This window comes from Pararhodobacter aggregans (assembly GCF_003075525.1).
GTDB classification, from domain to species: domain Bacteria; phylum Pseudomonadota; class Alphaproteobacteria; order Rhodobacterales; family Rhodobacteraceae; genus Pararhodobacter; species Pararhodobacter aggregans.
In genome coordinates this window covers 1-26,556 of the sequence record NZ_QDDR01000013.1, presented here as the reverse complement: position 1 = coordinate 26,556, position 26,556 = coordinate 1, and the positions used below count along the sequence as shown (strand labels likewise).

Annotated in this window: 26 protein-coding genes and 1 other RNA gene; 10 read left to right on the top strand and 17 right to left on the bottom strand. The window is 68.8% G+C overall.

Annotated elements, in window-relative coordinates; translation table 11 throughout:
* Nucleotides 1–2: 2 nt before the first annotated feature.
* Nucleotides 3–380 carry a hypothetical protein gene (locus DDE23_RS20260; protein WP_107754912.1) on the top strand — a complete coding sequence of 126 codons (378 nt, stop codon included), beginning with the start codon at nt 3–5 and terminating at the stop codon, nt 378–380.
* Between the two features lie 44 nt (nt 381–424).
* Here the strand turns inward: DDE23_RS20260 and DDE23_RS20255 are convergent, their stop codons facing one another.
* Nucleotides 425–1,792, bottom strand: coding sequence for a GGDEF domain-containing protein (locus DDE23_RS20255; protein ID WP_107754911.1), 1,368 nt, complete (start codon nt 1,790–1,792; stop codon nt 425–427).
* An 86-nt stretch (nt 1,793–1,878) separates the two neighbouring features.
* Entirely contained in the window at nt 1,879–3,057 is a 1,179-nt protein-coding gene (locus DDE23_RS20250) for a YbfB/YjiJ family MFS transporter (RefSeq protein ID WP_107754910.1), read from the bottom strand.
* Between the two features lie 117 nt (nt 3,058–3,174).
* Between DDE23_RS20250 and pheS the strand changes: the two genes are divergently transcribed.
* Nucleotides 3,175–4,236 carry a phenylalanine--tRNA ligase subunit alpha gene (gene pheS, locus DDE23_RS20245; RefSeq protein ID WP_107754909.1) on the top strand — a complete coding sequence of 354 codons (1,062 nt, stop codon included), beginning with the start codon at nt 3,175–3,177 and terminating at the stop codon, nt 4,234–4,236.
* A 244-nt stretch (nt 4,237–4,480) separates the two neighbouring features.
* Nucleotides 4,481–5,926: an MORN repeat-containing protein gene (locus DDE23_RS20240; protein WP_238150070.1), complete on the top strand. Its 1,446-nt coding sequence runs from the start codon at nt 4,481–4,483 to the stop codon at nt 5,924–5,926.
* Nucleotides 5,927–5,992: 66 nt separating this feature from the next.
* Here DDE23_RS20240 and DDE23_RS20235 read toward each other — a convergent pair whose 3' ends face one another.
* From DDE23_RS20235 to DDE23_RS20180, 13 genes are all read right to left on the bottom strand, one after another.
* Nucleotides 5,993–6,922, bottom strand: a complete 930-nt coding sequence (locus DDE23_RS20235; RefSeq protein WP_107754907.1) for a class I fructose-bisphosphate aldolase — start codon at nt 6,920–6,922, stop codon at nt 5,993–5,995.
* A gap of 147 nt (nt 6,923–7,069) precedes the next feature.
* Complete coding sequence (locus tag DDE23_RS20230; RefSeq protein WP_107754906.1) at nt 7,070–7,972, bottom strand: NAD(P)/FAD-dependent oxidoreductase; 903 nt, start codon at nt 7,970–7,972, stop codon at nt 7,070–7,072.
* 3 nt (nt 7,973–7,975) lie between these two features.
* Nucleotides 7,976–8,419, bottom strand: coding sequence for an Rrf2 family transcriptional regulator (locus DDE23_RS20225; RefSeq protein WP_107754905.1), 444 nt, complete (start codon nt 8,417–8,419; stop codon nt 7,976–7,978).
* 47 nt (nt 8,420–8,466) lie between these two features.
* Nucleotides 8,467–8,991 carry a DNA-3-methyladenine glycosylase gene (locus tag DDE23_RS20220; RefSeq protein ID WP_107754904.1) on the bottom strand — a complete coding sequence of 175 codons (525 nt, stop codon included), beginning with the start codon at nt 8,989–8,991 and terminating at the stop codon, nt 8,467–8,469.
* Complete coding sequence (locus DDE23_RS20215) at nt 8,988–9,404, bottom strand: secondary thiamine-phosphate synthase enzyme YjbQ (protein WP_107754903.1); 417 nt, start codon at nt 9,402–9,404, stop codon at nt 8,988–8,990. The genes DDE23_RS20220 and DDE23_RS20215 overlap by 4 nt, the downstream gene beginning before the upstream one ends.
* Before the next feature lie 175 nt (nt 9,405–9,579).
* On the bottom strand, nt 9,580–9,705 hold the full coding sequence (locus tag DDE23_RS25770; protein ID WP_272947891.1) for a hypothetical protein: 126 nt from the start codon (nt 9,703–9,705) through the stop codon (nt 9,580–9,582).
* Between the two features lie 71 nt (nt 9,706–9,776).
* A complete protein-coding gene (trpS, locus tag DDE23_RS20210) occupies nt 9,777–10,778 on the bottom strand; it encodes a tryptophan--tRNA ligase (RefSeq protein ID WP_107754902.1) in 1,002 nt (333 codons plus the stop codon).
* 257 nt (nt 10,779–11,035) lie between these two features.
* A complete protein-coding gene (gene rpmG / locus DDE23_RS20205) occupies nt 11,036–11,203 on the bottom strand; it encodes a 50S ribosomal protein L33 (RefSeq protein WP_068303983.1) in 168 nt (55 codons plus the stop codon).
* 117 nt (nt 11,204–11,320) lie between these two features.
* Nucleotides 11,321–12,850, bottom strand: a complete 1,530-nt coding sequence (locus DDE23_RS20200) for an undecaprenyl-phosphate glucose phosphotransferase (protein WP_107754901.1) — start codon at nt 12,848–12,850, stop codon at nt 11,321–11,323.
* A gap of 134 nt (nt 12,851–12,984) precedes the next feature.
* Nucleotides 12,985–13,379, bottom strand: an RNA gene (rnpB, locus tag DDE23_RS20195) — RNase P RNA component class A.
* 38 nt (nt 13,380–13,417) lie between these two features.
* Entirely contained in the window at nt 13,418–13,828 is a 411-nt protein-coding gene (locus tag DDE23_RS20190; RefSeq protein WP_107754900.1) for a hypothetical protein, read from the bottom strand.
* A gap of 7 nt (nt 13,829–13,835) precedes the next feature.
* Entirely contained in the window at nt 13,836–14,879 is a 1,044-nt protein-coding gene (locus DDE23_RS20185) for an aldo/keto reductase (RefSeq protein WP_107754899.1), read from the bottom strand.
* 223 nt (nt 14,880–15,102) lie between these two features.
* Entirely contained in the window at nt 15,103–17,142 is a 2,040-nt protein-coding gene (locus DDE23_RS20180; RefSeq protein ID WP_107754898.1) for an NADH:flavin oxidoreductase, read from the bottom strand.
* Between the two features lie 106 nt (nt 17,143–17,248).
* On the opposite strand from DDE23_RS20180, the gene DDE23_RS20175 reads away from it, so the two are divergent.
* The 5 genes from DDE23_RS20175 to DDE23_RS20155 all read left to right on the top strand — a co-directional run bounded on the left by DDE23_RS20175 (nt 17,249) and on the right by DDE23_RS20155 (nt 23,251).
* The gene (locus tag DDE23_RS20175) at nt 17,249–18,139 is read left to right on the top strand and encodes a LysR substrate-binding domain-containing protein (protein WP_157958093.1); all 891 of its coding nucleotides are present in this window, start codon (nt 17,249–17,251) and stop codon (nt 18,137–18,139) included.
* A 91-nt stretch (nt 18,140–18,230) separates the two neighbouring features.
* On the top strand, nt 18,231–19,769 hold the full coding sequence (locus DDE23_RS20170) for a trimethylamine methyltransferase family protein (RefSeq protein WP_107754896.1): 1,539 nt from the start codon (nt 18,231–18,233) through the stop codon (nt 19,767–19,769).
* Nucleotides 19,770–19,841: 72 nt separating this feature from the next.
* A complete protein-coding gene (locus DDE23_RS20165; protein WP_107754895.1) occupies nt 19,842–20,438 on the top strand; it encodes a nicotinate-nucleotide adenylyltransferase in 597 nt (198 codons plus the stop codon).
* Between the two features lie 151 nt (nt 20,439–20,589).
* Nucleotides 20,590–22,086 (top strand): D-alanyl-D-alanine carboxypeptidase/D-alanyl-D-alanine endopeptidase, encoded by a 1,497-nt coding sequence (gene dacB / locus DDE23_RS20160; protein WP_238150069.1) that lies wholly within the window; start codon nt 20,590–20,592, stop codon nt 22,084–22,086.
* A gap of 52 nt (nt 22,087–22,138) precedes the next feature.
* Nucleotides 22,139–23,251 (top strand): hypothetical protein, encoded by a 1,113-nt coding sequence (locus DDE23_RS20155; protein ID WP_107754893.1) that lies wholly within the window; start codon nt 22,139–22,141, stop codon nt 23,249–23,251.
* A 22-nt stretch (nt 23,252–23,273) separates the two neighbouring features.
* Here DDE23_RS20155 and DDE23_RS20150 read toward each other — a convergent pair whose 3' ends face one another.
* Nucleotides 23,274–23,696 carry a tellurite resistance TerB family protein gene (locus DDE23_RS20150; RefSeq protein WP_107754892.1) on the bottom strand — a complete coding sequence of 141 codons (423 nt, stop codon included), beginning with the start codon at nt 23,694–23,696 and terminating at the stop codon, nt 23,274–23,276.
* A gap of 106 nt (nt 23,697–23,802) precedes the next feature.
* Here DDE23_RS20150 and DDE23_RS20145 point away from each other — a divergent pair, with 106 nt between their 5' ends.
* Both DDE23_RS20145 and DDE23_RS20140 read left to right on the top strand, forming a co-directional pair.
* Nucleotides 23,803–25,383: a lysine--tRNA ligase gene (locus tag DDE23_RS20145; RefSeq protein WP_107754891.1), complete on the top strand. Its 1,581-nt coding sequence runs from the start codon at nt 23,803–23,805 to the stop codon at nt 25,381–25,383.
* A 65-nt stretch (nt 25,384–25,448) separates the two neighbouring features.
* Nucleotides 25,449–26,201 (top strand): DUF4336 domain-containing protein, encoded by a 753-nt coding sequence (locus tag DDE23_RS20140; protein ID WP_107754890.1) that lies wholly within the window; start codon nt 25,449–25,451, stop codon nt 26,199–26,201.
* Here DDE23_RS20140 and DDE23_RS20135 read toward each other — a convergent pair.
* Nucleotides 26,193–26,438 (bottom strand): DUF1194 domain-containing protein, encoded by a 246-nt coding sequence (locus DDE23_RS20135; protein WP_107754889.1) that lies wholly within the window; start codon nt 26,436–26,438, stop codon nt 26,193–26,195. The two genes, DDE23_RS20140 and DDE23_RS20135, sit on opposite strands and share 9 nt — an antisense overlap.
* Between the last annotated feature and the right edge of the window lie 118 nt (nt 26,439–26,556).

Here is a 26,556-nt window from a genome sequence, read left to right as displayed (position 1 = left end):
CCTTGCTCCTCAATCCCGACGACTTCGAGACCCATGTCGCGCATGCCCCTGCGGGGGGCGTGCGCGATGCTTTCACCGCCTTCGCCCATGCCGAGTATCCGGGCGGGCTGACCGCGCGGGCGACATCCAAGGGCTTCATCGCCCATGAATTGCGCATCGAGGACGGGGATTTCTGGTATTTCTCGGCCGTGCTGAACGAGGAATGGGTGCTGTGGTACTTCCGCAAGCCCGCGTTCCGCGACCGCCTGGTCGAAACCGACGCCGTGCGCGCCGCCTTCCCGACGGCCCATGTCACGCCGAAGGGCGAAGTCTCGCTCCGCGTGCGTGACGCGGAGACCGCGCAAGCGGTGATCGCCCATCTGAGCGCGCCGCAGCGCTGAGGCCTGCCCGCGCCAAGACCCTGATGGCCGAGGCCCCTTAGCCCTCAGCGCGCCCGGGCCGCCGCTGCGGGGACCGCGCTTGCGTCCTCCGGCGGGGAGGCAGGCGGGGCCTGATCCGTCGCTTCCGCCTCCGTGAACCAGTCGCGGCGGGCGGTGGTGACCCAGTGCAGGGCACTGTCGGCGTCGTTCAGCAGCGCGTTGAAAGACATTCTGGATGGAATGTAGGTCGCACAGCCGACCGTGAGCCGAGGGTGGTGCAGCCCTTCGCCGGTCGCCAGAGGCGGCAGGCGGGCGACGGCCTGCCGCAATGCCTCGGCCCGCTGCTCCAGCTGGGGCAGCACCAGGTTCGGCACGACGATCAGGAATTCGTCGTTCCACAGGCGGCCGATGATCGCGTCGTCTTCCGGCATCTCGGCCCGGATCGCCGCCGCGATATCGCGCAGGAGCGTTTCGCCCCTCGGATTACCGAGCGCGTCGTTCAGGCCGGCGAAGCCATCGACCTCGGTCATCAGGACGCCCGCGACATCCGCCTTGACCCCCCGCACTGCCGCGGCGATCCCGGCCCGGTTCAGCAGCCCGGTCAGTGGGTCCCGCTGCGCGGTCGCTTCGGTCTTGCGCAGCTGACGGGCGATGATCAAGCCCAGAAGGAAGGTCATCTGGAACATCACCCAGCCCAGCCCGCCGAGAAGCTTGGCGATGAGATCGACCTCCTGCGGTTTGGGGGCCATCAGATAGGCATAGATCCAGCCCGCCAGCATCGGCATGACCAGCGAGAGCCCGGCCATGAGGCGCAGCGCCATGCCGGCGGGGCCGGGCAGGAAGAGGGGGGAGAAGAGGCTGCGCTCGCGCAGGCGCAGGGTGGCGGCGAGCGTCAGGGTGAAGGCCGCCAGCGTCGACCAGACCGACAATTCGCGGTCCCACAGCGCCCCGGCCATCGCCAGATCGACCACCGCCACGTTGCAGATCGCCAGCAGCGCCAGCACGAACAGGCTCGCCAGAGGACGGTTGCGCCGCGTGCCGAGGAGCGCAAGAGCGCAGGCGGCGATGAAGAGGAGCGATTTGCTCGACACATGGCCGTTGAGGCCGAACTGGCCCAGCTCGGCGGTCCGTACCGCCGCGTCGAGCGTGCCGCCGAGGATCCCGGTCCAGCGGTCGGCGAGGGTCAGCAGGCAGAGGGCGGCGATGGCCGGGGCCAGGATCAGGGTCAGCCGCGGGTGGCGCCGATGCGCGGGCCGTGTCAGGTCCTGATGCCAAAGGATTGCCAGCAGGGCATAGGCCAGCGCGGTCGGCAGCGACAGGGCCGGTCCCGGGCGCGGCCCGCCGGCCAGATTGGCGATCAACCCGGCCACGACCAGCCCGATCGTCACGAAGGGCGCGAGTTGGAGCAGGCGATCACTCGTCCGGTCAGGCATGCGCAGGCTTCCCTTCAGCTCTCCCATCGGTGGGGGATCAGGAGAACACGCGGCGTCTTAAGATGCCGTGAACGGGCTCGGCGGGGCTAGAGTGGCTTTTGCAGCGCCGCGACCGCCGCGCCGGCCAGGAGGATCGCCGAGGCGGCGAGGAGGCTGGTGCCGATGCTGCCCGTCAGATCGCCCAATGCGCCCGCGGCATAGGGGCCGATGGTCTGGGCCACGGCGAAGACCACGGTGAAGAGCGAGATGGCGCTGCCCCAGCTCTCGGGCGGGAGGTTCTTGCGCGAGAAATTGGTCACCGCCGAGGGGGCCATGAATACGCAACTGCCGAAGATCACGGCGGAAACCACCAGCCCCGGCAGCGTGGGCCAGAGGACCGGCAGGGCCGAGCCCAGCGCGATGCCGCTCAGGACCATGGCCAGCGGCCGGCCCGAGGCATGTCGAGCGAAGACGCCCCGCCAGAGCATCGGCGAGAGGGTGATGCAGCCGCCCAGCAGCACCCAGACCAGCGCCACCTGCAGGGGCGAGGCGGCCTGTTCCTTCATCCAGGCCGAGAGGAAGGTGAGATAGACGATATAGCCCAGCCCGAAACCCGCGTAGCCCGCGTATTCCGCCAGCATCCGCCCGGAGGGCAGAGGCGGCGCGCTGACCTCGCGCCTGGGGGGCACGGGGGCGCGACGCGCCGCCCACAGGCCCAGTGGCGCCATAGCCAGGCTCAGGACGCCGACGATCACCCAGGCCCAGCGCCAGGACCCGTCGCCCCATGCGGCCAGCATCGGCGGCAGGGTGGCGCCGCAGAGCACGATGGCCGAGCCGCCGCCCGAGCCGAAGAGGATGGCGATCCCCAGCGCGTTGAGCCGCGGGTTGTCGGCCCAGAGCCGCGCCGCCAGCGCCCCGGCGGTAGAGAAGGACAGCGCGCCGAAAAGCCCGGTCAGGAAGCGCCACAGGCTCTGCCACCAGAGCGCGGGCAGGGCGCTGGTCGCGACCAGCGCCACCGCCGTCACCGCCAGCCCCAGCGCAAACAGCCCCGCCGGGCCGCGGCGCCTCAGCGCCAGCATGGTGCCCACGGCCCCGGCGATATAGCCCAGCGCATTGGCGGTGTTCAGCCAGCCCGCCTGAGCATAGGTCCAGTCGAGATCGGCGCGCATCGCCGGCAGGATCAGCCCATAGGCGAAGCGGCCGAAGCCGTTGGTCACCAGCACGCCCAGCGACAGGCCCGCGAGCACCAGCCAGGGATTGGCCGGAACCTTGGATGGGTGCGTCATGGGATCCTCCTGCCCGAACCGCGCCATTCTTGCCCGCCGCCCCCGCGGCAACAAGGCTGTGCGCTTGCAATCACGCCACGTCACGGATAGCAGGGGCGCGGAGTTCAGGAGGCTCGGATGGAAGACCTGCGCAACACCTATCTCGCCCGGATTGCCGGTGCCGCCGACGCCGCCCAGCTGGAGGAGGTCCGCCTCGCTGCCCTGGGCAAGAAAGGCGAGATCAGCCTGAAGATGCGCGAGCTGGGCCAGATGTCGCCCGAGGAGCGCCAGACCTATGGCAAGGCGCTCAACGTCCTGAAGGACGAGCTGGACGCGGCGCTGCGCGCGCGCAAGGCGGCGATGGAGGATGCGGCGCTCGACGAGCGGCTCAAGGCCGAGTGGCTGGACGTCACGCTGCCCGCCCGCCACCGTCCGCGCGGCACGATCCACCCGGTCAGCCAGGTGACCGAGGAATGCACGGCGATCTTCGCCGATATGGGCTTTGCCGTGGCCGAAGGGCCGCAGATCGAGACCGACTGGTACAATTTCGACGCGCTCAACATCGCGCCCGAGCATCCGGCGCGGCAGGAGCATGACACGTTCTTCATGCATCGCGCGCCCGGCGACAACCGTCCGCCGCATGTGCTGCGCACCCATACCTCGCCGGTGCAGATCCGCGCCATGCAGGAGCAGGGCGCGCCGATCCGGGTGATTGCGCCGGGCCGGGTCTACCGGATGGACATGGACCAGACGCATGCGCCGATGTTCCACCAGATCGAGGGCATGGCCATCGACCGCGACATCTCGATGGCGAACCTCAAGTGGGTGCTCGAGGAATTCTTCACCGCCTATTTCGGCACCAAGGTGAAGACCCGCTTCCGCGCCTCGCATTTCCCCTTCACCGAGCCCTCGGCCGAGGTCGATATCCAGTGTTCCTGGGTCAACGGGCAGCTGCGCGTGGGCGAGGGCGATGGCTGGCTGGAGGTGCTGGGCTCGGGCATGATGCATCCCAAGGTGCTGCGCGCGGGCGGGATCGACCCCGACCAATGGCAGGGCTTCGCCTTCGGCATGGGGATCGACCGGATGGCGATGCTGAAATACGGCATCCCTGACCTGCGCGCCTTCTTCGAATCGGACCTGCGCTGGCTCAGGCATTACGGCTTCGGCGCGCTGGAAGCGCCGAGCGTTCACGCGGGCTGAACCGCCTTCCGACCCGATCTTCCCCGGCCGTCCCTCGTTGCGAAGGGCGGCCGCGGTGTTTTCGGGATCTGCTGCGGGCGGCGCCAGAGGAACCGGGGCTCGGCCGGCCGGTTGCACCGGCAGGCAGGCGGGTTCCCGACCGGGCACCGGTGAATCGCGGCCTGCCCGCTTGTCTTTTCATCAGCCTTTACACTAGGTTTGAGACGCCGCGGGGAGCCTCCCGGGCGCCACGATGGCAAGGACCATGAAAGCACCTCTCGTCACTGCCCTGATGCTCGCGCTCGCATTGCCCGCGGCGGGGCCCGCACTGTCGCAGGATCTGTCCGAGGTCATCACCCGACAATACGCCGATGGCGGGATCTACGAGGGGACCTTCCTCGACGGGCTGCAGCACGGGCAGGGGACCTACCGGCTGCCCAACGGGTTCGAATACACCGGCTCGTGGGAACACGGCCAGATCACCGGCACCGGCACCGCGCGCTATCCCAACGGTTCGGTCTATGAGGGGCTGTTCGAGGACGGACGCCCCCATGGCGCGGGCCGCATGGTCTTTGCCGATGGCTCGTCCTACGAGGGCAATTGGGACGCGGGCCGTATCATGGGCGAAGGCACGCGGCGCTATGTGACGGGCGTGGTCTATACGGGCAATTTCGACGACAGCCAGCCGCATGGGCGCGGCGTGATGGAGCGCCCCGGTGGTCTGCGCTACGATGGCGAGTGGCAGCATGGCCTGCGCGAGGGGCAGGGCACGATCACCTACCCGGACGGCTCGGTCTATACCGGCGGCATGCTCGCCGATCAGCGGCATGGCGAGGGGCGGCTGACGCGGCCCGATGGCACGATCTATGACGGCGAATGGTCCGAGGGGATGCTCAACGGCGCGGGCGTCCTGACGCTGCCCGGCGGCGACCGGCGCGAGGGCAGCTTCGTGCAGGGCATGCTGCAGGGCGTGGGGCGCCTGCTCATGGCCGATGGCGCGATCTACGAGGGCGATTTCGTCGATGACCTGCGCCAGGGCCGGGGCCGCCTGACCACGGCGGATGGCTATGTCTATTCCGGGGAATGGGTCGCCGACCGCATCACCGGCGCCGGCGTGATGACCGCCCCCGATGGCGCGCGCTACGATGGCCGGTTCCGTGACGGCGTGCCCGATGGCGAGGGCACCATCACCTATGCCAATGGCACCGGCTACACCGGCGCCTGGTCCGAGGGCCGGATCGAGGGCCAGGGCCGCGCCCGCATGGCCGAGGGGCTGATCTACGAAGGCAGCTTCCGCGCCGGTCAGCCGCAGGGCCAGGGCCGCATGGAATACCCCGATGGCCGGGTCTATGTCGGCGCCTTCGAGGCCGGTCTGCGTGAGGGGCAGGGCGTCATGACCTACCCGGACGGCACCCGTTACGAGGGCGGTTTCGTGGGGGGCGAGCGCGAGGGGCAGGGCACGATCACCCTTGCCGATGGCTTCACCTATACCGGCGACTGGCGCGGCGGCCGGATCGAGGGGCAGGGCACCGCCACCTATCCCACGGGCGATGTCTATGTCGGCCAGTTCGTCGATGGCCAGCGCGTGGGGCAGGGTCGGCTGACCTATGCCGCGGGGCAGATCGTCTCGGGCCGCTGGGATCAGGGGGTGCTGGTCGAGCCGGATACGGCGCCCGCCGCGGACGCGCCGGCCGAGGGCAACGGCGGCTGACACCCACAGGTCACGGCATGAAAAAAGGGGGCCTCGCGGCCCCCTTTCGCATGGTGTCGGGAAGGCTCAGGCCTTGCCCTTGTAGATGTCGACCAGCTTGCCCAGCATCGCCAGCGCATCCTCGCGCGAGCGCTGGAACGAGTTCCGGCCGATGATCGAGCCGTTGCCGCCGCCGTCGCGGATCGCGCGGGCGTCGTCATAGACCGCGTCCGTGCCCTTCGCCGCACCGCCCGAAAAGACGATGATCCGGCGGCCGTTGAACGAGGATTGCACGCAATGCTTCACGCGCGCCGACAGGGTCGAGATGTCGATGCCTTCCTTGTCGTAGACCTTCTTGGCCTCGGGCTGCATGACATGGTCGGTCGAGAGCTTGATCTTGATGATATGCGCGCCCAAGAGCGCCGCGATATGCGCGGCATAGGCCGCCACGTCGATCGCCGTCTCGCCGTCCTTCGAGATGCCCTCGCCGCGCGGATAGGACCAGATCACCGTGGCGATGCCCTTGGCCGCGGCTTCCTTGCGCATCTCGACGATCTCTTCGAACATGTCGAGAGCACTGTCCGAGCCCGGGTAGATGGTGAAGCCGATGGCCGAGGCGCCGATGCGCAGCGCGTCATCCACCGAGGCCGTCACCGCCTGGTTCTTCGGCGCCGAGGACGACATCAGCGAATTGGACGAGTTCACCTTCAGGATGGTCGGGATCTGCCCGGCGAACGTGTCGGCGCCCGCTTCCAGCGGCCCCAGGGGTGCCGCATAGGCGCTGAGGCCCGCGTCGATGGCCAGCTGGTAATGGTAATGGGGGTCATAGCCCGCCGGGTTCGGGGCGAAGCTGCGGGCGGGCCCGTGCTCGAAACCCTGGTCCACCGGCAGGATAATCATCTTGCCGGTGCCGCCCAGCTTGCCCTCCATCAGCATGCGGGCCAGATTGGCCTTCACGCCGGGGGTTTCCCCCTCGTAATTGGCCAGGATTCGCTGAACGGTTTTGGTGGCGCGCATGGCGGGTCCCCTTTGGATTGACTGCTGGCGCCTTGGATACGCGGGCCTTGGTGACGCGGCAATGGCGGCGTCGGGACGTTAGCGCCCACAGGCGCAAAAATCTGCGCCAGCGGCGGGAATCCGCGCCGGAAACCCGCCACTTGCGGCTCAGAGGGCGGGATCGAAGACCAGCGAGCGGTGCACCATCGCCCCCGCCCAGGCCCCGTCGCCGACCGCCAGCGAGACGGAATGCGGCACGCGCGCCGCGTCGCCGCAGGCATAGAGGCCGGGGATCGACGTCTCCTTGAACCCGTCGGTGCGGTATTGCACGCCCATCGGCGTCTCTTCCATCGCCACGCCCAGAGCTTCGGCGGGCAGGCTGGCGGGCCGGGTCTTGGTGGCGACGAAGAGGCCGGCGAAGCTGAGGGGCTCGCCGCTCTGGAACCGCACCTCGACCGGCCCCTCCAGCGGGCCCGCCACCTCGAGGATCGCCCGGCCCTCCAGCGTCAGGCCCCGGTCGGTGAGGGTGCGGCAGGTCTCGGGCTCCAGCGGGACGAGGGCGTTGGTCAGCAGCGTCGCCTGACCGAACTCGGTGAAGAGCGGGGCGTGATGGATCGCCTCGGGCCCGTTGGCGATCAGGGCGATGCGGCCGAAATCCAGCTCATAGCCGTGGCAATAGGGGCAGTGAAACACCGATTTGCCCCAGCGTTCGGCCAGTCCCGGGATCTGGGGCAGCGTGTCGGCAAGGCCGGTGGCCAGGATCACCCGGCGGGAGGCCAGACGCTCGCCGTCTTCGGTTGTGACCTCGAACCGGTCCTTGGCGCCACTGACGCTGGTCACGGCACCCTTGCGCCAGGACAGCGTGGGATAGCGCTGCAATTGCGCGCGGGCGGTGGCGGCGATGACCGCCGGATCCTCGCCGTCCTGCGTCAGGAAACCGTGCGAATGGCTGGCAAAGCGGTTGCGCCGCTGGCCCGCGTCGATCACCAGCACCTGGCGTCTGGCGCGCAGCAATTGCAGCGCAGCCGCCATCCCGGCATAGCTGCCGCCTACCACGATCACGTCGTACATTGGTCAATCCCTGTGTTGTCGGACCTGTCGGTGGCGCCGGGCAAAATCCTCGGCCAGATCGGCCAGAGAGACGGCGCCGAACCGTGTCATCAATTGCGCCTCGGCCTGGGCGAAAGCGTCGCCCAGGGCCGCGTTGACCGCCTGTTCGACCAGGCAATCGGGGTTGTCGCTGCGGTGGCCGATGGCGAAGATCGCCGGTTCGCCCAACGCGTCGTAGAGGTCGCGCAGGCTGATCTGCGCCAGATCCGCGGCGATGGTCCAGCCGCCCGCCTTGCCCCGGGCCGAGGCCACGATGCCCTTGTCGCGCAAAAGGCCCATGGTCCGGCGCACGACCACCGGATTGGTGCGCATGCATAGGGCCAGGGTTTCCGAGGTCATCGGCCCCTCATGCTCCGCCATGTGGAGGAGCGCGTGAAGGACGTTGGAAAGGCGGCTGTCGCGGTTCATGTAACTTCAACTATTACGATTCGTCGGGAAAGGCAAGGGGGCCGCCGTCAAAAGCCCCGCGACAGGTGGCGCGAGCCCGTGAGGCCGAAGCGCAGCGGCCAGTCGGCGGCCTTGGTGATGCCGATGCGGGTGCCGGTCAGGTAGGCCTCGGGCGGGTCCAGAGTCAGGCTGAAATCGGCGCTGTCGAAGGGGCGCGCGTCATCCGCGCCGGTGATCCCCAGCGCCTCGGCCAGCATGCCGGGGCCCTTGCAGAGCGGCTTGCCGGGACCGCGGCGGGCCTGCATCGCCTCCAGCCCTGACAGCGGCTCCAGCGCCCGGATCAGCACGGCATGCCCGGGCAGGCCCACCACGTTGAGGCACCAGTGCAGCCCGTAGATCCGGTAGACATAGGCATGCCCCGGCGGGCCGAACATGGCGGCGTTGCGCCTGGTCGGGCCGGGGAAGGAATGCGAGGCGGGGTCGTCCGGGGTATAGGCCTCGGTCTCGACGATGCGGCCGGTGCAGCCCCGGACGGTGAGGCTGGCGCCCAGCAAAAGGGGCGCCAGCGCAGGGGCGGGCAGGGCCAGGCTCACCGCAACAGGGCGACGACCTGCCGCTTGTGGGGCTTCATCCGGTGCTCGACCAGATAGATCCCCTGCCAGCTTCCCAGCGCCATCTCGCCCGAGATCACCGGGATCTGCAGGCTGACCGGCAGATGCGCGGCCTTGATATGGGCGGGCATGTCGTCGGGGCCTTCCAGCGTATGGGTGATCCAGCGCATCGAGGGATCGTTCGAGGGCGGGACCAGCCGGTTCAGCCAGGTCTTGAGGTCGCGCTGGACATCCGCATCGGCGTTCTCCTGGATCAGGAGGCTGGCCGAGGTGTGGCGGATGAAGAGCGTCAGAAGCGCCTCGTCGGGCTTCGAACGGCCGACCCAGGCGGCGACCTGGGGGGTGAGATCATAAAGGCCGGGGCCTTGGGTCTGAAGGGTGAAACTGCTGTGCATCGGCTGCCGGAAACAAGTGTCCCAGGTGTGGGACAGGGTGGCGGGTTCAGCGAATTCAGGGACTTGTTCTGTGCCGTTCAGATTTCGTCAACACTCTCCCACCGGGGATGCCTGTGCTATCATAGCCGCTCGGAGGCGGCGGCGGAAGGCCCGTCGCCGCCCCTGAACCGGGGCCTCAGCGCTTGGCGCCCTTGCCCTTGCCGGTTTCCTTGTTCTCTTCCGAGATGATCTTGGCCTTGCCCTTGGGCTGGCCCTCGGCGGGTTTCTTGGTCTGCGATCCGGGTTTGGCTTGGCTCGGCATTTTCTCTCTCCCTGAGAGTGGTTGCGATGGGGGAAAACGCGCGAGCCGGGGGCCGGGTTCCGCATGGGGGGCTAGAGCCGGAAGAGCCCCAGCGCCGCGACCACCTCCTGCCGCGTCGCCTCGGTCCGTTCCCGGGCCCGGGCGGTGCCCTGGCGGATCACCTCGACCACAAAGCCCGGATCGGTGGCGAGCTCTGCCCGGCGCGCGCGGATCGGCGCCAGCAGGGCCTGCAGGATCTCCTCGAGCCGGGCCTTGATGGTGCCATCGCCCAGCCCGCCCCGCCGGTAGTGCGCCTTCAGCTCGGCCAGCCCGTCGGGGTCCGGGTCGAAGGCGTCAAGATAGGCGAAGACGACATTGCCCTCGACCCGGCCCGGATCCTCGATGCGCAGGTGGTCGGAGTCGGTGAACATGGCCCGCACCGCGCTGCGGATCTGGTCGGCCGAGGCCGAGAGGGCAATCGCATTGCCGCCCGATTTCGACATCTTGGCCTTGCCGTCGATGCCGGGCAGCCGCCCCGCGGCGGGGATCACCGCCTGCGCCTCGGGCAGCACCGGACAGCCCGCAGTGGCGTTGATGCGGCGCACGATCTCGTTGGTCTGTTCAATCAGCGGCGCCTGATCCTCGCCCACCGGGACCACGGTGGCCTTGAAGGCGGTGATGTCGGCGGCCTGCGCGGCGGGGTAGCACAGGAAGCCCGCGGGAATGTCGCGGCCGAATCCCCGGGCGCGGATCTCGTCCTTGATGGTCGGGTTGCGCTCCAGCCGGGCGACGGTGACGAAGTTGAGGTAGAGCATCGACAGCTCGGCCAGCGCCGGCAGATGCGATTGCAGGCAGATCGTCGATTGCGCCGGGTCGATGCCGACGGCGAGGTAATCGAGCGCCACCTCGATCACGTTGCGGCGCACCTTGCCGGGGTCATGGGCGTTGTCGGTCAGCGCCTGGGTATCGGCCAGCAGCAGGAATTGCTCATGCGTCTGCTGACAGCGCAGCCGGTTGGCGAGCGATCCGGCGTAATGGCCGATGTGGAGCGGCCCGGTGGTGCGGTCGCCGGTGAGGATGACGGGTTTGTCCATGGTGCGTTTCTCTTTGGTACGAAGAGGGCCGCGGGGGACGCGAGGAAAACAAAAAGGCCGCCCCAGCGGCGGCCTCGGGATACATCTGCTGGTCCGGCCGCCTTGTCAGGGAGCCAGCCACCAGAAGCATGCGACGATCAGGGTGTTTTCCATGGGCCCGTCCTAGCGCCCGGGCGGGAGGGCGTCAATCGGGGGGCAGAGCAAACGAAAAGGGCCGCCCCCGAAGGAACGGCCCCAGTCGGAAGTGGAGGCGGATCTTACTTGATCTTGCCTTCCTTGTATTCCACGTGCTGACGGACCACCGGGTCGAATTTGCGGATGGTCATCTTTTCAGTCATCGTCCGGGCGTTTTTCTTGGTCACGTAGAAGTGGCCAGTGCCCGCCGTCGAATTCAGACGGATCTTGATCGTCGTCGGCTTCGCCATCGGTATCTCCTGCGCACGGCAGTCGAACAGCTGCCGATGAATTCCTATGAAGCCCGCCTTTTACGCATGGAAGCGCCAGAGTCAACGGGCGAATGGGGCCCGGGACGGGGTTTTCGCTCAATAGGCGTTTTTCGTGGTGACCAGGCTCCAGGGTGTCAGCAGAACGATCTTCAGATCCAGCCAGAGCGACCAGTTTTCGATGTAGTAAAGGTCATGCTCGATGCGGGCGCGGATCTTCTCGGGCGAGTTCATCTCGCCGCGCCAGCCGCTGATCTGGGCCCAGCCGGTGACGCCGGGCTTGACCTTGTGGCGGGCCGAATAGGCCTCGGTGATCTGGTCATAGACGATGTCGCCGGTGCGCGCGGTCAGGGCGTGGGGCCGGGGTCCGACCATCGACAGATCGCCCTTCAGCACGTTGAAGAACTGCGGCAATTCGTCGATCGAGGTACGGCGGATGAACCGCCCGACCCGGGTCACGCGGGAATCGCCGCGCCGCACCGCCTTGACCGCGGTGGGGTCGCATTGGTCGGTGTACATCGAGCGGAATTTCAGCACCTCGATGGGCTTGTTGTTGTAGCCATGCCGCTTCTGGCGGAAGAGCGCGGGACCGGGGCTTTCCAGCCGCACCGCGATGCCCACCGCCAGCATCAGCGGCGCAAAGAGGGCGATGGCGATCAGGGACAGCACGATGTCGAAGGCCCGTTTCTGCACGGCGGCGAATCCGCCGATCGGGCGCTTGTAGATCTCGATCAGCTTGAACGGGCCGATGCGCGAGCGCCGCTTGCGCGAGAATTCCGGGATCTCGGCGTCGTCGAGCACGCAGATATCCACGGGCAGCACGAAGAGCCGGCCCAGCAATTCGCGGATCCGCTGTTGCGAGGCGGCGGGGATGGCGATGATGACCGTGTCGATCTTGGCCAGACGGGCGAATTCGACCAGATCGTCGACATCCCCGGCCTTGTGGTGACCCGCGACCATGGCGGGCGAGCGGTCGTCCATCCGTTCGTCGAAAAAGGCACAGAGCCTGCGGCCGCGCCGCCGCTCGCGGTCGATCTCGCGCACCAGGGGCTCCAGCGTGTCGCCGCCGCCGACCAGCACGATGCGATGTTCCAGCCGCCCGGTCTGCACCAGATGGGCGATGCGCAATTCCATCGCCACGCGGGAGGTCAGCATGAACCCGGCCGCGGCGATGAACCAGAAGAGCATCCAGGCCTCGACCATGCCGCGCGGCAGGCCCGCCAGGATGAGCAGCCCCGCCAACAGCATCAGACCGATAATCAGCGAGGCCAGCGCGGTGGCCGTCGCCCGCCACAGGCTGCGCATGCAGCGAAAGCCATAGGCCCCGGCGATGCGGCCGACCAGCGCCACGCTGAGCGCGCCCAGCCAGATCACCTCGAGCCGTTGCAGGTCGGAAAAGATCGCCTCCTCGACCAGCGGGAAGGCCAGACGCCCGGCCAGTCCCACGGTGAGCACATCGACGCAGAACTGCAGATAGCCCAGCACCTGCGGCTTCATCGACGGGCGGCTCAGCCGCTGCGCCGCGGCCTGTGCCTGACCGCCCAGAAGACGCGGCCGCGCCCGGCCGGTCCAGGGCCGGCGGCGGTTGGCTTCGGTGAACAGGCGTTTGCGCGATGCGGTCTCGGACATGAACTCACCTTCCACCCTGCGATGACAGGGCCGGGCCAAGCCGAATCGCGGCCAGCCCCCGTTGAACGCCTTAACGCTAAGCAGGCCATCGGGCACAAATGTGGCATTTGGCTGGAATTCGACGAAAAGCCGGTTTGCGCGGATGGCCTGTAAGCCGGATTCTGTTCCGGGGTTGCCCCCTTCGACGGCCATTCATCTGCCCCGTCCGTTACCGGCGGGGTCGAGCTGCCAACCCGGGCCTCTGGGCTGAGACGTCCCTGCGGCGATATCGGCGAGAGCCGATCATGCCCGCGCGAGGCCCCTATTCGGCATTGCTCCCGGTGGGGCTTGCCTTGCCGGTCCGGTTGCCCGTCCCGCGGTGGGCTCTTACCCCACCGTTTCACCCTTACCCGCGCCTTGCGGCTTGGGCGGTCTCTTCTCTGTGGCGCTTTCCCTCGGGTTGCCCCGGCCGGGCGTTACCCGGCACCGTTGCCTCATGGAGTCCGGACTTTCCTCGGATCCGAGGACCCGCGGCCGTCCGGCCATCCGCGCGAGGGGTGTCCTACGCTTGGCCCGCGGGCGCGTCAATCACTCCGTGCAGAGCGTCTCGCGCAGGCCCCGGGCGGTGAAGACCTCCTGACAGCCGAACAGCGGCGAGATCGGCGCGCAGCTGCCCGAGCGGGCCAGGCACAGGCCCTCGCAATCGGCGGCGGCCTGACAGCGCTGGCCAGCGTCGCGGGTCGGGCGCAGACAGGCGACGACACCGCGGCCCCGGAACGCCAATTGCCCGCCGCCCTGCTCGCAAAGACGGCGCTGTTCGGCCAGAAAAGCGGGCTCGGGCTCGGGTTCTGCCTCTGGCACGGGCGCCTCGGTCTGGGGCGGCAAGGCCTGTTCGGTGATCGCGCTGTCCGCGGGCGCCGCCGCATCCCCACCCGGCCCGGCGATCCGGCATCCGGCCAGCAAGCCCGCCACCAGCAGCGCGATCAGAACCCCCCGCATCGGCCGCTCAATAGGGCAGGGGATGGGCGCGGTAGACCTGGTCGATGGCCGCGACCAGCGCCTCTGGCAAATTGGTCTCCAGCGCGGGCAGTTGCTGTTCCAGCTGCGCGGCCGTCGTCGCGCCCAGAATCGGGATCGCGGTGAAGGGGCGGCTGCGGAACCAGGCCAGCGCCATGACCACCGGATCCATTCCCCAGTCCAGCGCCAGCCCGCGATAGGCGGCGACGGCCTCGAAGACCCGCGGCGTGATCCGTCCGCCAAGGTCGGGGTTGCGCGCGCGGCGCGAGTCCTCGGGCGTCACATCGCCCGCGTATTTGCCGGTCAACAGCCCGGTGGCCAGCGGCGAGAAGCCCAGAAGCGGCACTTCCTCCATGACGCTCGCCTCGGCCAGATCGGTGTCGAAGAGCCGGCACAGCAGGGAATATTCGTTCTGGATCGAGGCGATGCGCGGCAGGCCCCGCTCCTCGGCCGCGCGGATCCATTGCGCCAGGCCCCAGGCGGTTTCATTGGACAGCCCCAGCCGCCCGATCTTGCCCTCGGCGATCAGCGCCTGCGCCTCGGTCAGGACCTCCTCGACATGGGCGCGGAACCCCGCGGCATCGGCGCCCGGCTTGTAGGACCAATGCTTGCGGAAGTGATAGGATCCCCGGTCCGGCCAATGCAGCTGAAAGAGGTCGATATGATCGGTGCCGAGCCGCCCGAGCGACTCCTCGACCGCCGCCCGCAGCCGCGCCCGGTCGATCCGCGGCGCGCCCCCCTCGATCACCGCGCTGCCCTCGCCGGTCACCTTGGTGGCGAGGACCAGCCCCTCGCGCCCGCCCCGCGCCGCCATCCAGCGGCCGAGGATCGCCTCGGTCAGGCCGCGGGTCCCGGCCTCGACCGGGTTGACCGGGTACATCTCGGCGGTGTCGAGAAAGATGAGACCCCGCTCGCGTGCCATGTCCAACTGGCGGAAGGCCTCCGCCTCGGGCGTCTGGCGGCCGAAAGTCATGGTGCCGAAGCAGAAATCGGGGATCGCGGGGCCGTCGCGGCCGAGGGTCAGTTGGTGCATGGAACATCCTTTGCCCAGGACCTTAGCGGCGACAGGACGAAAGGCAAGCGCGGGGCGGCCGTCGGCGCGGTCCCGGTGCCGCGCCGCCGCGGGCCGGAGGGAGTCGCCGGATGACCACCGTTAAGGTTAACGCGCCCCCTGACGCCCTCTTCGTTCTTCAACTATCCTCGGGGGGTGAACCCGCAGGGCGAGGGGGGCAGACGGCCCCCCTGACCCGGTCCGTTCAGTGAACCGCCATCAGCCGCAGCGCGTCGAGGATCGCCGCATGGGTGTTGCGCGAGGCCACGGCGTCGCCGATCCGCCACAGCGTGAATCGCCCCTTGGGGTTGTCGACCCGGGCCTGCGGCTGGCCCGCCACCAGCGCCTCGTGGTCCAGCGCGCCCAGGTTCGACGAAAGCGGCTTCAGCGCCAGATACAGCTCGTCGAGCGGCAGCGTGCCGTGGTTGACCACCACCTGATCGACCAGCCGTTCCTGCCGCATCGGCCCGTAGTCGCTGCCGATCACCGCTCTGAGCTGGTTGCCCGCGCGCTCGACCGCCGTGACCCGCCAGGTGACGGTGAAGGTCGCGTCCCTGGCCTGCAGGCTGCGCATATAGGGGACGAGGTTCATCGCCATCACCTCGGGCGCGAAGGCGCGGTCGGGGGTCATGATCTCGACTCGTGCGCCCGATTCAGCAATCATTTCAGCCGCCTGCATGCCGGCGTGATCGCCTGCGTCATCGATGACCAGCACAGTGCGGCCGGGCTTGGCATCGCCCGAGAGGATGTCCCAGGCGCTGACCACCAGGTCGTTGCCGCGTTCCAGGATCTCCGTGTTCGGCAGGCCGCCGGTGGCGACGATCACGATATCCGGGTTTTCGGCCAGCACCGTCCCGGCTTCCGCATAGGTATTGAACCGGAAATTAACCCCCGCGGCGCTACATTCGGCCATGCGCCAGTCGATGATGCCGATCATTTCCTTCTTGCGGTGGCTCTGGGCGGTCAGCCGGATCTGGCCGCCGGGCCGGTCTGCGGCCTCGAAGACCGTCACGCGGTGGCCCCGGGCGGCGGCGACACGCGCGGCTTCCAGCCCGGCGGGACCGGCGCCGACGATGACCACGTGCTTGGCCTCGGGGGCCGGCTGGATCGCCTGCGGCAGGCTCTCCTCGCGGCCCGAGGCGGCGTTGTGGATGCAAAGCGCCAGACCCCCCTGATAGATCCGGTCCAGGCAGTAATTTGCGCCCACGCAGGGGCGGATGCGGTCCTCCTGTTTCTCGCGGATCTTGCGCATGAGATGCGGCTCGGTCAGATGCGCGCGGGTCATGCCGATCATGTCGACCTTGCCCGCGGCGATGGCATGGCGGGCGGTCGCCACATCCGGCACCCGCGCGGCATGGAAGATCGGCACGTCGACCGCCTGGCGCACCGCCCCCGCCATGTCCAGATGCGGGGCCGAGGGCATGCCCTGGATCGGGATCACATCCGTCAGGCCCGGGTCGGTGTCGATATGGCCTCGGATGACGTTCAGGAAATCGACCAGGCCCGATTGCTTGAAGCGGCGGCCCACCTCGATCCCCTCGGCGGCATCGACGCCACCGGGCAGGCGCTCGTCGGCGACATAGCGCACGCCCAGGATGAAATCGGGGCCGACCCGCTCGCGGCAGGCTGTCAGCACGGCCAGCGGAAAGGCCATCCGCGCGTCCAGATCGCCGCCCCAGGGCGCGGGCAGGTGGTTGGTCAGCGGCGAGATGAACTGGTCCATCAGATGGCCGTAGCATTCGAACTCGACCCCATCCATGCCACCCGCCTTCATCCGCTCGCAGGCATCGGCATAGTCGCGGATCACCCGCTCGATATCCCAGTCCTCCATCTGCTTGGTAAAGGCGCGGTGGGCGGGTTCGCGTTCGTGGCTGGGGCTGAGGACCGGCAGCCAGTCGCCCTTGTCCCAGCGGGTCCGGCGGCCGAGGTGGGTGATCTGGATCATCACCGCCGCGCCGTGTTCGTGCACCGCATCGGTCAGGTCGCGGATATAGGGCACCACCTCGTCCTTCCAGGCGAGGATGTTGTTGAAGACCGGCGGGCTGTCGCGCGAGATGCTGGCCGAGCCCGCGGTCATGGTCAGCGCCACGCCGCCCTTGGCCCGTTCGGCGTGATAGGCGCGGTAGCGGCCCTTGGGCATCCCGTCCTCGGCATAGGCCGGTTCATGGGCAGAGATGAAGACGCGGTTCCTGAGCGTCAGGTGCTTCAATTGAAAGGGCTGGAGCAGGGGGTCGGCGGCGGACATGAGGCTTCCTTGCTGGTCTGCGGCCAGACTGGCGCGGCGCGGCCCTTCCCTCAAGCCGAAATCCGCGCCAGACTGCCATGAGTGGGGCTTATGCGAGGGGCGGCAGATGGCGGGTTTTCGGCGCGAGGTTTCCTCGCTGGGGGCGCTGGCCACTTTCGAGGCGGCGGCGCGGCTCATGGGCTTCACCCGCGCCGCCGAGGAGTTGGGCGTGACGCAGGCCGCCGTCTCGCGCCAGATCAAGCTGCTGGAGGCCGAGCTGAACATGCCCCTCTTCGTGCGCGGCCACCGGCGGGTGGAGCTGACGCCGGCGGGGCTGGTGCTGTCGCGGGCGCTGACCGGGGCTTTCGACCAGGTGGCCGAGGCGCTGGAAACCATCCGCCGGCCGGTGGCGGGCAAGGTGGTGACGGTGGCGGCCACGCTGGCCTTCACCCATTTCTGGCTGTTGCCCCGGCTGCCCGCCTTCCGTGCCGCGCATCCCGAGGTGCAACTGAGGCTCGTCTCGCAGGACACGGGATTTGACCTCAGGCGCGACGCGGTGGATGTGTTGATCCATTACGGCAAGCCGCCGGTCGAGGGCGCGCGTTGCCTCGCCGCGCTGCCCGAGCGGGTGTTTCCGGTCTGCGCGCCCTCACTGGCGGGCAAGCCCTTGGAATCGCTGCCGCTCATCGCCTGCGAATGGGTCGAGCCCTCGTGGCTGGGCTGGCGGCGCTGGGCGCAACTGGCCGGCCTGCCGCCGATCACCCGGCCGAGCGCGCTGCGCTTCACGCAATATTCCGACGCGATCTATGCCGCGATCGGCGGCGAGGGGGTGGCGCTGGGCTGGCAGGCGCTGGTCGGCGGCCATCTTGCCGAGGGGCGGCTGGTGCGGCTGGGGAGCGCCGAAGTGGTGCCGGACGAGGCCGACATGCTGCTGGTTCCGACCCAGCGGCGGGCTTCCCGGCAGGCGCAGGTCTTCACCGATTGGCTGGTCGGGGCCTTCGAGGCGGCGCAGGCATAAGCCCAGGTCATTCATGGCGGGCGCATTTCTGCGCGTCACAGGGGGCGGGCGGGGGTCTAGCCTGAGCCATCCCCTTGCGCCAGGTGCCCCCATGACCGTGACTGAAGCCCCCCGTTCCCGCTCCGGCCGCGCCGCCCGCCGGGCCGAACGCGCCGCGCCCTCGGTGCTGCGCGCGCCCTATATCGTGCGGGGGATCCCGACCTATGACATTCTGGGCGAGGAAAGCCTGCTCAGGATCGAGGCCACCGCCGACCGCATCCTGGCCGAGATCGGCATTGATTTCCGCGACGATCCGGTCGCGCTGGACCATTGGCGCCGGGCAGGGGCCGAGGTCGACGGGCTGAGGGTGCGGTTCCCGCCGGGGCTGTTGCGCGAGATCCTGAAAACCGCACCCGCCGAATTCACCCAGCACGCCCGCAACCCCGCCAACAACGTGCGGATCGGCGGCCGCAATGTGGTCTTCGCCCCGGCCTATGGCAGCCCCTTCGTCATGGATCTGGACAAGGGACGGCGCTTCGGCACGCTCCATGACTTCGAGAATTTCGTGAAGCTGGCGCAATCGAGCCCCTGGCTGCACCATTCCGGCGGCACGATCTGCGAGCCCACGGATATCGCCGTGAACAAGCGCCATCTCGACATGGTCTATGCCCATATCAAGTATTCCGACCGGGCGTTTCTGGGCTCGGTCACCGCCGAGGAACGGGCCGAAGACAGTATCGAGATGGCGCGGCTGCTGTTCGGACGCGACTTCACCGACCAGAATTGCGTCATCATGGGCAATTTCAACGTCAACTCGCCGCTCGTGTGGGACGGGACCATGACCCGGGGCCTCAGAGCCTATGCCCGGGCCAATCAGGGCGTGGTGATCGTGCCCTTCATCCTGGGCGGGGCCATGGGGCCGGTGACCAACGCGGGCGCCATCGCCCAGTCGCTGGCCGAGACGATGGCCGGTTGCGCGCTGACCCAGCTGGAACGGCCGGGGGCGCCGGTGATCTTCGGGAACTTCCTGTCCTCGACCGCGCTCAGGTCCGGCTCGCCCACCTTCGGCACGCCGGAACCGGCGATTGGCTCCATGGTCGTGGGGCAATTGGCGCGGCGGCTGAACCTGCCGCTCAGGTGTTCGGGCAATTTCTCGAACTCGAAACTGCCCGATGCGCAGGCGATGATGGAGGGCACGATGTCGATGCTGGCGGCGGTGCAATGCGGGGCGAATTACGTCCTGCATTCGGCCGGGTTCCTCGACGGGCTGCTGTCGATGTCCTACGAGAAATTCGTGCTGGATTGCGACCTCTGCGGGGCGATGCATGCCTACCTGAAGGGCGTGCCGGTCGGGGACGAGGATCTGGCGATGGATGCGTTCGAGGAGACCGGGCCGGGCATGCATTTCTTCGGCACCCAGCACACGCTCAGGCATTACGAGACGGCCTATTGGGACAGCGAGCTTTCCGACAACGAGCCCTTCGAGAAATGGGAGGCGGCCGGGCAGACGGATGCGGCGACGCGGGCCAATACGCTGTGGAAGCGCAAGCTTGCCACTTACGAGGCGCCCGCGCTGGACGAGGGGCTGGACGAGGCGCTGAAAGACTTCGTTCGGCAGCGAAAACAGGCCGTTGCGGACCAATGGTATTGACCTTTTCGTGACAGCAGCCCTTGGCGCCGCCGCCGATCCGGGCCATCTTCGCCGCAGAGGCGGGAGTTTGGCATGGGAAAACCCTGGGCGGCACCGGGTCAGGTCGTGGGCTTGCTGGGGGGATCCTTCGATCCGCCCCATGCCGGGCATGTGCATCTGACGCGGGAAGCGCTGAAGCGGCTGCGGCTGGATCAGGTCTGGTGGCTGGTGAGCCCCGGCAACCCGTTGAAGCCGAACCCGCCCGCGCCCCTGGCCGAGCGGATGGCGGCGGCGCGGGGGATCATGCGCCACCCCAAGGTGAAGGTCACCGACCTGGAAGCGGGGTTCGGCACGCGGGCCACGGCCGATACGCTCAGGGAATTGCAGCGCGCCTATCCGCTGGTGCGCTTCGTCTGGCTGATGGGGGCGGACAATCTGGCGCAGTTCCACAGCTGGGACCGCTGGCCCGAGATCATGGCCCGGGTGCCCGTCGCCGTGCTGGCCCGGCCCGGGCAGCGGATGCGGGCGCTGCATTCGCACGCGGCGCAGCGCTTCCGGCTGGAACGGCTGCCCGCCCGCGATGCCGAGCGGCTGGGGCGGATCGCGCCGCCGGTCTGGCTTTATCTCGACATGCCGATGCGGCCCGAATCCTCGACCGCGATCCGGCGCGCGCGGCGAAATGCCCCGTGACCGCCCGCTTTGCGCCGCAGATTAACCGATTTGCGCGACGAAATTTCATGTAAGATGGATGCAAGCGGTCCGTTGCGGACCCACACGCATTGGTTGACGTCAAGGTATTGAAATGCTTCGCGACCGATCGGCATTGAGCCGGAGATCCGTTTTGGCAGGCCTTTTGGCCGGCGCCGCAACCCCCGTCCTGGCGACAGCCCCGCTGCGATCCCCGCGCCCGCCTGCGCGGCCTGCGTCGGCGCAGATCGCCGCGCTGGCGCCCGAGGCCGGGGCCGCGCGCAGCGTGCCGACCGGGGCGCTGAGCGCGGTGCTGGAGCGCGCGGGTCTGACCGGCGACACCACGGTGATTGCCGTCGATGCCGAGACGGGCGCGGTGATCGAGGAGCATCGCGCCGATCTGCGGGTGCCGCCCGCCAGCACCGCCAAGGCGCTGACCACGATGTATGCGTTGCAGACGCTGGGCACCGAATTCCGCTTCACGACCCGGGTCGAGACGGGGGCGGGCGCGCGGATCGAGAATGGCACGCTCCGGGGCGATCTGGTGCTCAGGGGCGGGGGCGATCCGACCTTGCAGACCGACCATCTGGCGCGGCTGGCGGCGGAACTGGTGGAACGCGGGCTGCGGCGGATCGAGGGACGGTTCATCGTCGACGATCAGGCACTGCCCGCCATCGAGCAGATCGACCCCGAACAGCCGGTCGCGGCGGGCTACAACCCCGGGATCGCCGGGCTGAACCTCAATTTCAACCGGGTCTATTTCGGCTGGGAGGTTGCGAATGGCCGGGCCCAGCTGTCGATGGACGCGCGCTCGGACCGCGAGGTGCCGCCGGTCTCGGTCATCGGCATCGAGGCGGTGTCGCGCGACCTGCCGGTCTATACCTATGCCAGCCGCGGCGGGCGCGAGCGCTGGACGGTCGCTGCCTCGGCGCTGAACCAGTCGGGCTCGCGCTGGTTGCCGGTGCGCCGGCCCGCGGCCTATGCGGGCGATGTGTTCCGCATGCTGCTGGCAGCGCGCGGCTGTCAGCTGCCAGAGCCCCGGCTGCAATCGGTGCCTGCGGGGCAGATCCTGGCCGAGCATCGGTCCGAGACGCTGCCGGGCGTGTTGCGCGACATGCTGCGCTATTCGACCAACATCACCGCCGAATGCGCCGGGCTGGCCGCGACCTTGCGGCAGGGGCGGGCGGTGCAGGGGCTGGCGCCCTCGGCCGCACGGCTCAATGCCTGGGTGGCGGAGCGCTATGGCGCCTCGGGGCTGGCGCTGCAGGATCATTCGGGGCTGGCCGAGGCCTCGCGCGTGTCGGTGCGCTCGATGGCTTCCTATCTGGTGGCGGCGCGGCGCGAGGGGATCCTGCCGGGCCTGCTGCGCGACCACCAGATGCGCGATGCCAATGGCCGCCCGCAGACCAACCACCCGGTCGAGGTCCGCGCCAAGACCGGGACGCTGGATTTCGTCTCGGCCCTGGCGGGTTATGCCCAGCCCCGGGGCGGGCGCCCCATCGCCTTTGCCATCGTCAGCGCCGATCTGCCGCGACGCGAAAGCACCCGCAGCGAGGAAAGCGAGCGTCCCGCCGGGGCGCGGGCCTGGACCGGACGGGCGCGGACCTTGCAACAGGATCTGATCGAGCGCTGGGCGGGGCTGCACGGCTGAGCCGCGCGCGCCGCAGGGAGGGCTTGATCTGCGCAACGTCGGATGGGTCGGGATGCGTCCGGTCATTCTGCTGATGATGCTGGCGCTTGGTGCCGCTGCCCCGGGGCTGCCGACCAGTCGCGGGGGGACGCTTCTGGCCGAGAGCCCGGCGCCGCCCTTGCCCTATGTCCTGAACATCAACATCCGCCGCGGCGGTTTCGTCGCGCGGGGCGTGGTGCCCGGGGCGGTGCTGGCGGCGCTGGCGGCCGAGGGGGTGCAGGGACCCCGGCGCCTTGAGGGGCCGCCCGCGCCCGATTGGGACCGGGCGGCGCTGGCCGGGGTGGCGGGGCTGCGGCTGCTGATGGTCGGGCAGTTCGAATTGCGCGACCGGCTGCTCTCGATCCTCGGGACCGCCCGCACGCCGGTCGAGGCCGAGGCGCTGCGCCGGGCGGTTCTGGCCGTCTTGCCCGCAGGTTACGAGGCGCACTTCACGCTGGCGGTGGCGGATGATCTGACACCGCCCGCCTATCGTCTGACCTATGCGGTCGAGACCGGGGTCACGCTCTCGGGCAAGCTGCCCGTGGGGATCGGGGCGGCGGATGTGGCGCGGGCGCTGGGCATCGCCGATCTGGACGATGGCTCGGAAACCGCGCTGGAGGGCGCGCCCGGAACGCTGGCCCCGGCCGTCGCCGTGCTGCGCGACTGGCTGCCCCGGGTCGAGACGCTGGATCTGTCGGTCACCGAGGCGGGCAGCGCGCTCACCCTGGGGCTGGGCCGCGGCTGGGAGCCTGAGGCGGTGCGCGCGGCGCTCGCCCCGGCTCTGCCCGGCGTCACGCTGACGGTGGACGCGGTCTTTGCCCGCGGCGAGCGGCGACTGCGGGCGCTGGCAGGCGGGGTCGAGGTGCAATCGGCGGGCTTCTGGCTGCCCGATGTGCCGGGGGGGCCGGATTGCCGGACAGGGGCCGAGGCTGCGCTGCCCGGCGCGCTCAGCCCCGCGCCGCCGGGCGATCCGGCGGGCGTCAACGCGCTGGCCGGGGCGCTGCGTTCCTGTCTGGCGGCGGGGGAGGAGGTGGTGCTGACCAGCGCCCCGGGGCTGGCGGCATTGCTGCGTCAGCGTCTGCCGGGTGCCGCGATCAACGACGGGCCGGGGCAGGGCACCCCGGCACTGGTCTGGTCACGGCCCTGAACCCCCTCAGGCCTGAACCCCCTCAGGGATGGGCGAAACGGGCGCGCGCGCCCCGTTCGATGGCGGCGGCGTGCAGGCGGTCGAGGTTCAGCTCGTGCCGCATCTCTTCCAGCATCCTCAGTTCGGTCTGCCGCAGCATCCCGTCCGAGGCCGCGACATCGCAGGCCAGCGCATAGGCGGTCTCATAGAGCCGCTCGGGCAGGGCGGCGCGGATCAGGCCGAACAGGGCGTCGAGCCCGTCCTCCTCCTCGATCAGGTCGAAAACCGTCTGCGAGACGATCTTGATGCGGTCCGCGTCATAGCCGGCGAAGACCGGCAGCTGGTTGACCACCTGCTCGATGGCCAGCAATTCCTCGGTGCGGATGGCCGAATCGGCCACGGAAACCGTGAGCATCACCGCAACGAGCGAATCCTGCGGCGACATCGGGGGGGCGGCTTCGTTCATCTGGGGTCCTGTTTCGGTCATGGGAGACAGAATATTGACTGGGACGGGGGGCGGCAATAGGAAGCCGGGGTCTTACGGGGATCCCCCCCGCCACAGGATCGTGATCATGACTTCTCTGCGCGACGCCGCGATGACCTCCAAGGCCTGGCCCTTCGAAGAGGCCCGCCGCCTGCTGAAACGCTATGAGAAGAAGGCACCCGAGAAGGGCTATGTCCTGTTCGAGACCGGCTACGGCCCCTCGGGCCTGCCGCATATCGGCACCTTCGGCGAGGTGGCGCGGACCACGATGATCCGCCGGGCCTTCGAGGTGATCTCGGACATTCCGACGCGGCTGATCTGTTTCTCGGACGACATGGACGGCATGCGGAAAGTGCCCGAGAATGTCCCGAACCAGGAGATGCTGCGCGCCAATATCCAGAAGCCGCTGACCTCGGTGCCCGATCCCTTCGGGCAGTTCGACAGTTTCGGCGGGCATAACAACGCCATGCTGCGCCGGTTCCTCGACACCTTCGGGTTCGAATACGAATTCTATTCGGCGACCGAGTTCTACAAGACCGGCCAGTTCGACGCTGTGCTGCTGCGCGCCGCCGAACGCTATGACGCGATCATGGAGGTCATGCTGAAATCGCTGCGCGAGGAGCGTCAGCAGAGCTATTCCTGCTTCCTGCCGATCCACCCCGAGACCGGGCGCGTCCTTTATGTTCCGATGAAGGAGGTGAATGCCAAGGCGGGCACCATCACCTTCGACGACGAGGACGGGCGCGAATGGACGCTGCCGGTCACCGGCGGTCAGGTGAAGCTGCAATGGAAACCCGATTTCGGCGCGCGCTGGGCGGCGCTCGACGTCGATTTCGAGATGTACGGCAAGGACCACAGCACCAACACGCCGATCTATGACAAGATCTGCGAGATCCTCGGCGGCAAGAAGCCCGAGCATTTCACCTATGAGTTGTTCCTCGACGAGAACGGCGAGAAGATCTCGAAATCCAAGGGCAACGGGCTGACCATCGACGAATGGCTGACCTATGCCTCGACCGAGAGCCTGTCGTATTTCATGTTCCTGAAGCCCAAGACCGCCAAGCGGATGCATTTCGATGTGATCCCCAAGGCGGTGGACGAATACCACCAGCAGCTGCGCGCCTATCCCGGCCAGACGCTGGACCAGCAGCTGGCCAATCCGGTCTGGCATATCCACGGCGGCAACCCGCCCGCCTCGGACATGGTGGTGCCGTTCTCGATGCTCCTGAACCTCGCCTCGGTGGCGGGGGCGAAGGATGCGGCGGGGCTCTGGGGCTTCATCAAGCGCTACGCGCCCGAGGCCAGCCCCGAGGCCAACCCGCAGCTCGATCAGGCGGCCGGTTTCGCGGTGCGCTATTTCGCCGATTTCGTGGCGCCGAAGCGGGTGTTCCGCCTGCCCACGGATCAGGAACGCGCGGCGATGGAGGATCTGGTCGCCCGGCTCAAGGTCTGGGACGGGGGGCTCGACGCCGAGGCCCTGCAGACCATGGTCTTCGCGGTCGGCAAGGAGCACGGGTTCGAGAACCTGCGCGACTGGTTCAAGGCGCTCTATGAGGTGCTGCTCGGTGCCTCCGAAGGGCCGCGCTTTGGCGGGTTCATCGCGCTTTACGGCGTGGCCGAGACGGTGGCGCTGATCGAGAAGGGTCTGTCGGGCGCGCTGGCCGCCTGAGGCCGCTTGCGAAAAAGCAGGGGGAGGAGGGGAGACCTTCCTCCCCGTTTGCGTTAGGACGGGGCATGAGCCTTGATCCCGCGCACGCCCCGCCGCCGCCCTATGCCCCGCTCAACGTGCTGAAACGGGTGGCCGAGGAGGTCTGGATCGTCGACGGCCCGCCGATCCGTTTCTACGGCCTGCCCTTCACCACCCGCATGACCATCATCCGCCTGCCGGACGGCGGGCTCTGGGTGCATTCGCCCATCGCCCCCGATCCCGGTCTGATGGCCGAGGTTGGGGCGCTGGGCCCGGTCCGTACTCTGATCGCGCCCAACTGGATCCATTACGCCTTCGTCGGCGCCTGGCAGGCGCTTTACCCGGAGGCCCGCTGCCATGCCGCGCCCGGGGTCCGCGAGCGCGCCGCCTCGCGCGACGTGGCGATCCGCATCGACGCCGAGCTGTCGGACGAGGCGCCCGCTGCATGGGCCGGGATCATCGACCAGTTGGTCATCCCGGGCAGTTCCGCGCATCACGAGGCGGTTTTCTTCCACCGGCCGACGGAGACGCTGATCCTGACCGACCTGATCGAGAATTTCGAACGCCGGGCGGTCGCGGCCTGGATGGTGCCGCTGCTGTTCATGGCCGGCAACCTCGACCCCGACGGCAAGGCGCCCATCGACATGCGCCGCACCTTCCGCAAGGGGCGCGAGGCGGCGCGGCAGGCCATCGCCCGGGTGATCGACTGGGGCCCCGAGCGGGTGATCCTGGCGCATGGCCGCTGGTATTCCGAGAACGGCGTGGCGGAACTGACGCGGGCCTTCCGCTGGCTAGCCTGAGGGCAGGCGGTCGGGCAGGGCGCCGATGAACTGCTCCGACAATTCGCGGATCAGCTTGCGGCGGAAGGTCTCGGCAAAGGCCTCATGCGTGGGGGCGTATTCGGCGAAGGCGCCCGGCCCGTGCAGGAGATTGGCCCGAAACCAGCGCAAGACGCTCGATTCATGGGCGCCGATGGCCAGACCGTTGACGGTGATCGCGCTGAAATCCTCGGCCGCGTAGACGCGCTGGGTAAGCATTCGCGGAGGGCCGTCTGGCTGTTGAGCGGGCAGAACGTTTATCGAGTGTCCTTATGGACGCACACGAAGACACTCGCCGTATTCAAGTTTTGTCGGTCTCTGATACCGGCCGTCGTCG